Raw genomic sequence first — 7086 nt, forward strand, 5'->3', positions numbered from 1 at the left:
GCGTTGCCCGCAGCATGTCCAACCAAGATGCGTATTGGAAGTGAAGGTCAAAGTTCCTAATGAAATTTGTGCTGGCGAACTGGGGAACGCGCGGCGAAGTCGAGCCCTACGTGACGGTCGGCCGTGAATTGGTGCGCCGCGGGCATGAGGTGCACATGGCTGTCGCGCCGGAAATGGTTGACTTCGTCGAATCGGCCGGGCCTGCCGCGGTCGGCTACGGACCGGATCTAAAAGTCATCCTGGACCCGCATCGCGACTTCTGGATGTATTTCTTCGGCAGCCCCTGGAAACTCCGGGCGCTAAGCAACATGTGGCGAGAAGTCCAGGAGCCTCTCACGCAGTGCCGGGAGGAGGTCAGCAAGACGCTGACGTCGCTGGCCGAGGGGGCCGACCTGCTACTGACCGGCATGAACTACGAGGACACCGCGGCCAACGTCGCGGAACATTGCAATATCCCGTTGGCGACGCTGCATATCTTTCCCTGGCGTGCCAATGGCCGGCTCCTGCCCTTCGTGCCGGCGCCGTTGGGCCGCGCCGCGATGAAGACACTCGAGTGGCTGTCGTGGCGTGGAGGGAAGAAGATCGAGGATGCGCAGCGCCGCGGGCTCGGCCTACCGAAGGCCACCAGCCCCTGGACGCAGCGGGTCGCCGAACGTGGATCGTTGGAGATTCAGGCCTACGACGAGGTGTGCTACCCCGGGCTGGCCGCCGAATGGGCGAAGTGGCACGGCCAGCGGCCCTTCGTCGGCGCGCTGACCATGGAGTTGCCGACGGACACCGATGACGAGGTCGCGTCGTGGATCGCCGCGGGGAAACCGCCGATTTGCTTCGGCTTTGGCAGCGTAGGTGTCGAATCCGCTACCGACACCCTCAACATGATCAGCACCGCCTGCGCGCAGTTAGACGAGCGCGCGTTGATTTGCGCCGCCGGAACCAAATTCGACAATGTCTCCCCTTCGGAGCACGTGAAAGTGGTGGGCGTGATGAATTACGCGGCGGCCCTTCCGGCTTGCCGCGCTTTTGTTCACCACGGCGGCGCAGGTACCACGAACGCCGGCCTGCGCGCCGGACTGCCCACGTTGATTCTGTGGACCTTGCCCGATCAAGCGGCGTGGGGAGCTCGCATCAAACGCTTGAAAGTAGGTGCCGGACGGCGCTTTTCGGCTACCACCGAGAAATCGTTGATCGCGGACCTGCGCACCGTCCTAGACCCGCAATGCCTCACCCGGGCCCGCGCACTCGCCGCCCAGATGACCAGGCCCGCCGACAGCGTCGCGGCGGCCGCCGATCTTGTCGAAAGTTTCGCGCGCCTCAAGCGAGTTGGCTGACCGGCGGCGATGGGTGCTTCGGCCTGGTCGCTGATCCAGTCGAGCAGAGCGCGCAGACCTTCCGGGCGTCAAACCTGTGCGAGCGCGCGGTCGGCCAGCGCCCCGATCGCCGGTGCCAGCAGCTGGGAGTACTCCGGCGTGAGGTGACTGTCGTCGAGGTAGACCTGGGTGTTGCCGACAATGACAGGGCAGCGGTTCGTGGTGCAGAACAGCTCGGTGAGGTCGGTGTATTGCCCGCCGGCGGCTTTGGTGGCGGCGCTCTCGGCTGCGATGCCGGGTTGATTGACCGCGGTCGATCGTGACGGCGTGCAGGCCGTCACGTTATCGAGGTGGCTGGACAGGCACAGCGGCACCACGGAGTGCGGATCCGGGACCGGCCCGAGCACCAGTACCTGCGCACCGATGCCGCGCAGCTGCTGCACGAGGCGGGTCAGGCTGTTGATCCAGGCCGGGTCATATGGCGTGAAACCTGACAGCCAACCGTTCTCGTTGCCGCCACGGTATCCGCGCCACACGCTCAGCAGAACCAGCCGCGGGCGCTCGGCGCGTAACCGGGCCATGATCTCACCGCGCCACTGCTCGCAGCGTCGAAAGTGTTCGACCAGGCGACTGAAGAGGCTGTTGGTGATTGGCACGTCGATCAATGGGCAACCCATCTTGGCCATCATTTCCAGCCGCCAGGGCCGTCTCTCGGCGATCTGCTGGAACGCCGGATTCCACATCGCGGCCTGTGAGTCGCCGACCAGGGCCACCGTGGTCGTCGACGCGGTATTGCCGGTCGCGCACTCCGGCTGTCCACCTTGGGATTGCGAGCGAAAGCAGCTGTTGGGCGAATAGACCGTTCCGTTGGCTGCCCCGTCGGCGAGCGGCGGGCGCAGGTCCGAGGGTACGGTTTTGAGCCCCGCGGATGCCGCGACCGCGGCCTGCACTTGGGCGAAGACGTGCTGCACCGCCGCATCGTAGGCGGCGATGGTGGCGCCCGTCGGGGGCGGCGCCGCGGTGATGGTCAGCGGCGTAGCCGCCGGGCCGCGGGGAACCGGGACGGGTATCCATTGGGGTAGTGCCATGCCGACCGCGACCGCGACCGCGGTGGCGGCGCCGCCGAGCGTGAGACTGGCCAGGGCTGACCGGCGAATCGGAGCGGCGAATCGCAACGGGTTCTCGATGAAACGCAAGGTCAGCACCGCCAGCCCGCCGGAGACCAGGGCCGCTACCAGCCTGCCGGCCAGACCCAGCGGGTGGCCCAGCAATGCCGGCGCGAGCACCAGCACCGGCCAGTGCCACAGATACCACGAGTACGACATCCGCCCGATCGCGCGCATCGGCGACACTGCCAGGACGTGGCCGCACCCCTCGGCAGGGGCGGCGAAGCCGGCGCCGATCACCAGCACCGCACCCAGCACCGGCAACAGCGCGGCGGCACCCGGGTAGAAGGTGGTTGTGCTCAATTGGGTGCAGGCCAGCAGAATCATCCCCAGCCCGGCCCACCCCGCGACCGCGACAACTCGGGACGGGAGTCGGCGCCACTGCCCAGCCGTGAGCGCGACCAGGCCGCCGGCGGCCAACTGCCAGGCCCGCGTGGGCAGCGAGAAGAACGCCGTCGTAGTCAACACGTAGGTGCTCACCAGCGACAGCGCGAACGAGACGGCCGCGACCAGCGCAAGGACCACCAGATACGGGCGCTCCGAGGAGGGGGCCTGGGCTTGGGTGGCGCGTCGGCGCGCACGCCGGACCAGCCACGCCGTGCCAATGATCATGGGTGGCCACACCAGGTAGAACTGTTCTTCGACGCCTAAAGACCAGTAGTGCTGGAACGGCGAGGGCGGCAGGTGGCCGAAGTAGCTGACGCCTTGCTTAATGAACCAGTAGTTGCCGACGTACAGTGCGCTGTAGATGCCGTCATCAATGACGGCCCGGGCCTGAACCGCGGGCAACAGGGCCGCCGAGGCGATCATGGTGATGACGCCGACGGTGGCCGATGCCGGCAGCAGTCGGCGGGCCCGCGCCCCGTAGAAGCGGCTCAGCTTCACGGTGCCGGTGGTGCTGGTCTCGCGCCAGAGCAGCCCGGTGATCAGGAAGCCCGAGATGACGAAGAACACGTCCACGCCGACGAAGCCGCCGCCCACGCCGGGCACCTGTGCGTGGAAGAGGACCACGGCCACCACCGCAACAGCGCGCAGGCCCTCGATGTCCGGTCGAAATCTCGACTGCGCCGAGCGCCGACTCTCAGCCCCTTCAATCGGGCTAACACCGTCGGCCTGGCGCACGGTCACCTAACTGAGTAGGGGGACGTTTCGTTGAATCGAGGCATTATTACACAGCTGTTCAACACTTCTCGGCCACATTCACCGCTGCTGTTGACATAGCAGGAGCTGGTCCTGACTTTGCGGCGGCCCCGAACGGTCTTGGGTCGCCTGGTCGCCTGTCGGTCCTTGTCGAGGTCGTCCGGTCTTGGTGCCGGGTCCACTGTGAGCGCCAGTCAAGCTCTTTGGTTGCTGGCTCACTGCTCGCGCGCCAATCGCGCGAAAAGAGCGACAATCCCGGTGTAGGAGTTCGTCGGCAATTGAGCACTCGGATTTGCGCCGAAATAAAGGCAGACCGCGAGCAGGACGCTAGTTGCGGATCAGGAATCCGTTGGGCGCTTGTGTCCAGCCGAATTTGTTCTCCCGCTCCACGTCATGCGTGTAGTCGTTTGGGAATTCTTTTTCGTATGCCTCGATAGCTTCATACGGGCCCGGTCCCCATCCAGGAAGAACGGGGTGTCCGTTCATGTTGGAGTCCTCCACTAAGAGGTAGTCGCCGGCGGAGAGTAGCGGCCGCAAGAATTTCATCTCGGCCAGCACGTGATCTTTTGAGTGATCGCTGTCTAGGATCGCGAAGACCTTGCCCGGGAACTCACCTCTGAGGCGTTGAATGTGCTCAGCAACGGCCGGAACCGTGGATCGTGACTCGACGAACAAAACATCGGAATCGCGTCGAGCTCTTGGCTCGAGGGGTCCGTGGAAGACGTCCACGGAAAGCACCTTGAATGGCTCGCCGATCTGTCTCATTACGTTGGCGAAGAATAAAGCCGACCCGCCGTAGTTCGTGCCGAACTCAATTACCAAAGAGGGTTTCAGATCAAACAGAATTTCCTGGTAATTCCACATGTCACTGGCTGACTTCTGGCACTTGACCCCCATCCAAGTGGTTTTATTAAACACTCCAGTGTTGTAGTACCACTTGTGATATTCCTCGGACTCGGAGCCCGTCGGCTGGTAAAAATAGGGAGCCAGTGCAGGAATCGCAAGCTTTTTTAAAAATTGCCATGGCGTCGGCGCGGACTCAAACGTGGCCGCGGCAATTCGAAGCGCCGCGTTCCTATCTACGTAGCTGGTTCCGCGGGCGGCCTTTCCGCGACTCGGTGCCGGCCGGTTGCGCCCCAGTGTCCGCTCAGCATGTTCTCGACGCCGCCACAGCACCGCAGTATGGTATCGCAAGACTTTTTCCGGATTTCCGGACGACTGCGCGCGATGAAGACGCGCGAGTGGCTGTCGTGGCGTGGCGGGCAGAAAATCGAAGATGGGCAGCGTCGCGGGCTCGGCCTACCGGAGGCCACCAGCCCCTGGACGCAGCGGGTCGCCCAGATGACCGAGTCCGCCGACAGCGTCGCGGCGGCCGCCGATCTTGTAGAAAGTTTCGCGCGCCTCAAGCGTGTTGGCTGACCGGCGGCCCGATGGGTGCTTCGGCCTGGTCGCCGATCCAGTCGAGCAGAGCGCGTAGACCTTCCTCCAGCGTCCGCTGTGGGCGCCAGTCGAGCTCTTTGGTTGCCGGCTCGATGTCGCACCTCGCGGCGCGAACGTCACCGTCGCGGAACTTCGCCACCACGATCGGTTCTGGAGCATCGCAGATGGCAGCGATCTTGTCAGCCAGGTCATGGATGGTCGTCGGGGTACCCGACCCGATGTCGAGGCAGCGGGGCTGCGCCGCAGGTCGCTCGATCGCGGCGAAGAGCGCGTCGACGACATCGTCGATGTAGACGAAATCGCGCACGATCCGGCCGTCTTCGTAGACCTCCAACGTGCGCCGCTCGAGCGCCAATCGCGCGAAAAGAGCGACAATGCCGGTGTAGGAGTTCGTCAGCGATTGCCCCGGCCCGTAGACATTCTGCAGGCGGAGCACGCTGAGCTTGGTGTCGTGAGCGGCCGTCCAGGCGGCCATGATGTGCTCTTGGGCGAGTTTGGTCGCGGCGTAAATGTTGGTCGGCCGGGGCTCCGTCCGCCCAGCGCAGCTCGCAAGCGGGACTGCCGGATCATCGGTGGGCCCTTGCGGATCCCAGATACCGGCCACCAACTGAGCGTGGCTGCGCGGCTGCGGGTAGAAGACCGCAGAGCCGTATTGCCAAGGGCCCTCGCCGTAGACGGCTCTCGACGAAGCCAGGACGAACTGGTCTGGCACCAGCGCGGCACGACTCAGGGCGTCCAGAAGCTGGGTCGTTCCCACCACGTTCACCGAACCATGGCGGGTCGCCTCGGAGAGCGACTGCGCCGTTCCTGTCTCGGCCGCCAAGTGGACGATCTGGGCTGGACGAGTCAACCGAAGCACCGCGTCGACGTCGGGGGCGTGGGTGACATCGCCAGTGAACAACCGCACCGACGGCGGCAGGTCGATCGCTGCCCCGTCGCCATGTACTTGCGGGTGCACGACGTCCATCACCGCCACGTCGTATCCGGCCATGACGAGGCGCCGCGCTAGCGCGGACCCAATGAAGCCCGCTCCGCCAGTGATGAGTACCGGCGTTGGCTCAACCATGCCAGCGAGTCCGGTCGAGCTTACCTAGACCGGTAATCTCAAGGCTGACCGATTTACGCTGTCCGGCAGCGCCGAGCATGAAAAGAATATCGCCTATCGGTGCGCCCAGCCAGAATCGCCAAAACCGCTTTTGGAAGAATTTCCAAACATAGCTGCCGTCACCCTTGCACCAATATCCTGCAATCAGGACAAGGAAGTAGGCGATGCGCCTCCAACGCGCAGTGACCCTCTCGAGGTTCATCTCGAAGATCTCGAGACCCCATGCCCGGTACCGCCATTGCAGCTCATACTCGCTTTGGAACTCGAAGAACGCCCGCATTTCACCGTTGGTAACCAGATACTCGTCGAAGACGAGGATGGATCCTTCGATAAAACGGTCCTTACAGGTTTCCAGGGCGTGCAGGCAACTCTCGTAGGTATCCAAATCCATGTGGAAAAGCCTGATGGGGGCGCCCGGTCTGGCGGCCAGGAACGGGGCCAACGTCTCGTAGGTGCTGCCCTTGATGAACTGCACCCTGCGGCCGAGCGTGGCGGGCAGCCCCTCGTGCAAGCTCACACCGGTATCGCGCATAAAACGTTCTGCGAGCGGTTCTGATAGTGAAAAAGTTCCCTGTTTGATCAGCATCTGGTCGTCGATCTGCCAGTCTTCGACAAGGCCTTCGAAAGTATCGAAGCCGTAGACCATGCGGCCGCTGGCGTCAGCTATCAGCCTGGTCGACCAGCCGAGCCAGACGCCCAGATCGAGCACTAATTCTGCCGAATCCTGGCGACCTGGCGTGGTCAAACGCGACGCTTCCCGTAAAAGTGTGTGCCCTCGAATCCGGCACCGACGCAGATCCGCGAGCGTACGGCCGATAAATGAGCGGTATGCGTCGTCGTAAACGCGGATGTCCCGGGCGTAGAGATTTGGAATGTAGCGGCCGCGACCCCGATAAACGACGCGTGCAAAGAGGAGGCTCACCAGTAA

At 63.9% G+C, this 7086-nt stretch carries 6 protein-coding genes; 2 read left to right on the forward strand and 4 right to left on the reverse strand.

Annotation, left to right across the window (positions count from 1 at the left end):
- Positions 1 to 59: 59 nt before the first annotated feature.
- Positions 60 to 1328 carry a glycosyltransferase gene (locus tag ABDV69_RS19365; protein ID WP_343577283.1) on the forward strand — a complete coding sequence of 423 codons (1269 nt, stop codon included), beginning with the start codon at positions 60 to 62 and terminating at the stop codon, positions 1326 to 1328.
- Between the two features lie 68 nt (positions 1329 to 1396).
- Here ABDV69_RS19365 and ABDV69_RS19370 read toward each other — a convergent pair whose 3' ends face one another.
- Positions 1397 to 3568, reverse strand: coding sequence for an acyltransferase family protein (locus ABDV69_RS19370; RefSeq protein WP_343577292.1), 2172 nt, complete (start codon positions 3566 to 3568; stop codon positions 1397 to 1399).
- Between the two features lie 372 nt (positions 3569 to 3940).
- Positions 3941 to 4612 (reverse strand): rhamnosyl O-methyltransferase, encoded by a 672-nt coding sequence (locus ABDV69_RS19375; protein WP_343577294.1) that lies wholly within the window; start codon positions 4610 to 4612, stop codon positions 3941 to 3943.
- Between the two features lie 183 nt (positions 4613 to 4795).
- On the opposite strand from ABDV69_RS19375, the gene ABDV69_RS19380 reads away from it, so the two are divergent.
- The gene (locus ABDV69_RS19380) at positions 4796 to 5032 is read left to right on the forward strand and encodes a hypothetical protein (protein WP_343577286.1); all 237 of its coding nucleotides are present in this window, start codon (positions 4796 to 4798) and stop codon (positions 5030 to 5032) included.
- On the opposite strand, the gene ABDV69_RS19385 is transcribed toward ABDV69_RS19380, so the two are convergent.
- Together ABDV69_RS19385 and ABDV69_RS19390 are read right to left on the reverse strand one after the other, a co-directional pair.
- Positions 5016 to 6119: an NAD-dependent epimerase/dehydratase family protein gene (locus ABDV69_RS19385; protein WP_343577288.1), complete on the reverse strand. Its 1104-nt coding sequence runs from the start codon at positions 6117 to 6119 to the stop codon at positions 5016 to 5018. The genes ABDV69_RS19380 and ABDV69_RS19385 overlap by 17 nt on opposite strands.
- A partial coding sequence (locus ABDV69_RS19390) for a class I SAM-dependent methyltransferase (RefSeq protein WP_343577290.1) occupies positions 6112 to 7086 on the reverse strand: 975 nt, incomplete at its 5' end. The genes ABDV69_RS19390 and ABDV69_RS19385, both read right to left, overlap by 8 nt.

The sequence above is a fragment of the Mycobacterium sp. genome (assembly GCF_039583785.1).
Lineage (GTDB): Bacteria > Actinomycetota > Actinomycetes > Mycobacteriales > Mycobacteriaceae > Mycobacterium.

Excerpts from the sequence above, each read along its gene's own strand:
- ABDV69_RS19365 (WP_343577283.1), top strand. The coding sequence starts at position 60 with ATGAAATTTGTGCTGGCGAACTGGGGAACGCGCGGCGAAGTCGAGCCC.
- ABDV69_RS19385 (WP_343577288.1), bottom strand. The coding sequence starts at position 6,119 with ATGGTTGAGCCAACGCCGGTACTCATCACTGGCGGAGCGGGCTTCATT.
- ABDV69_RS19380 (WP_343577286.1), top strand. The coding sequence starts at position 4,796 with ATGGTATCGCAAGACTTTTTCCGGATTTCCGGACGACTGCGCGCGATG.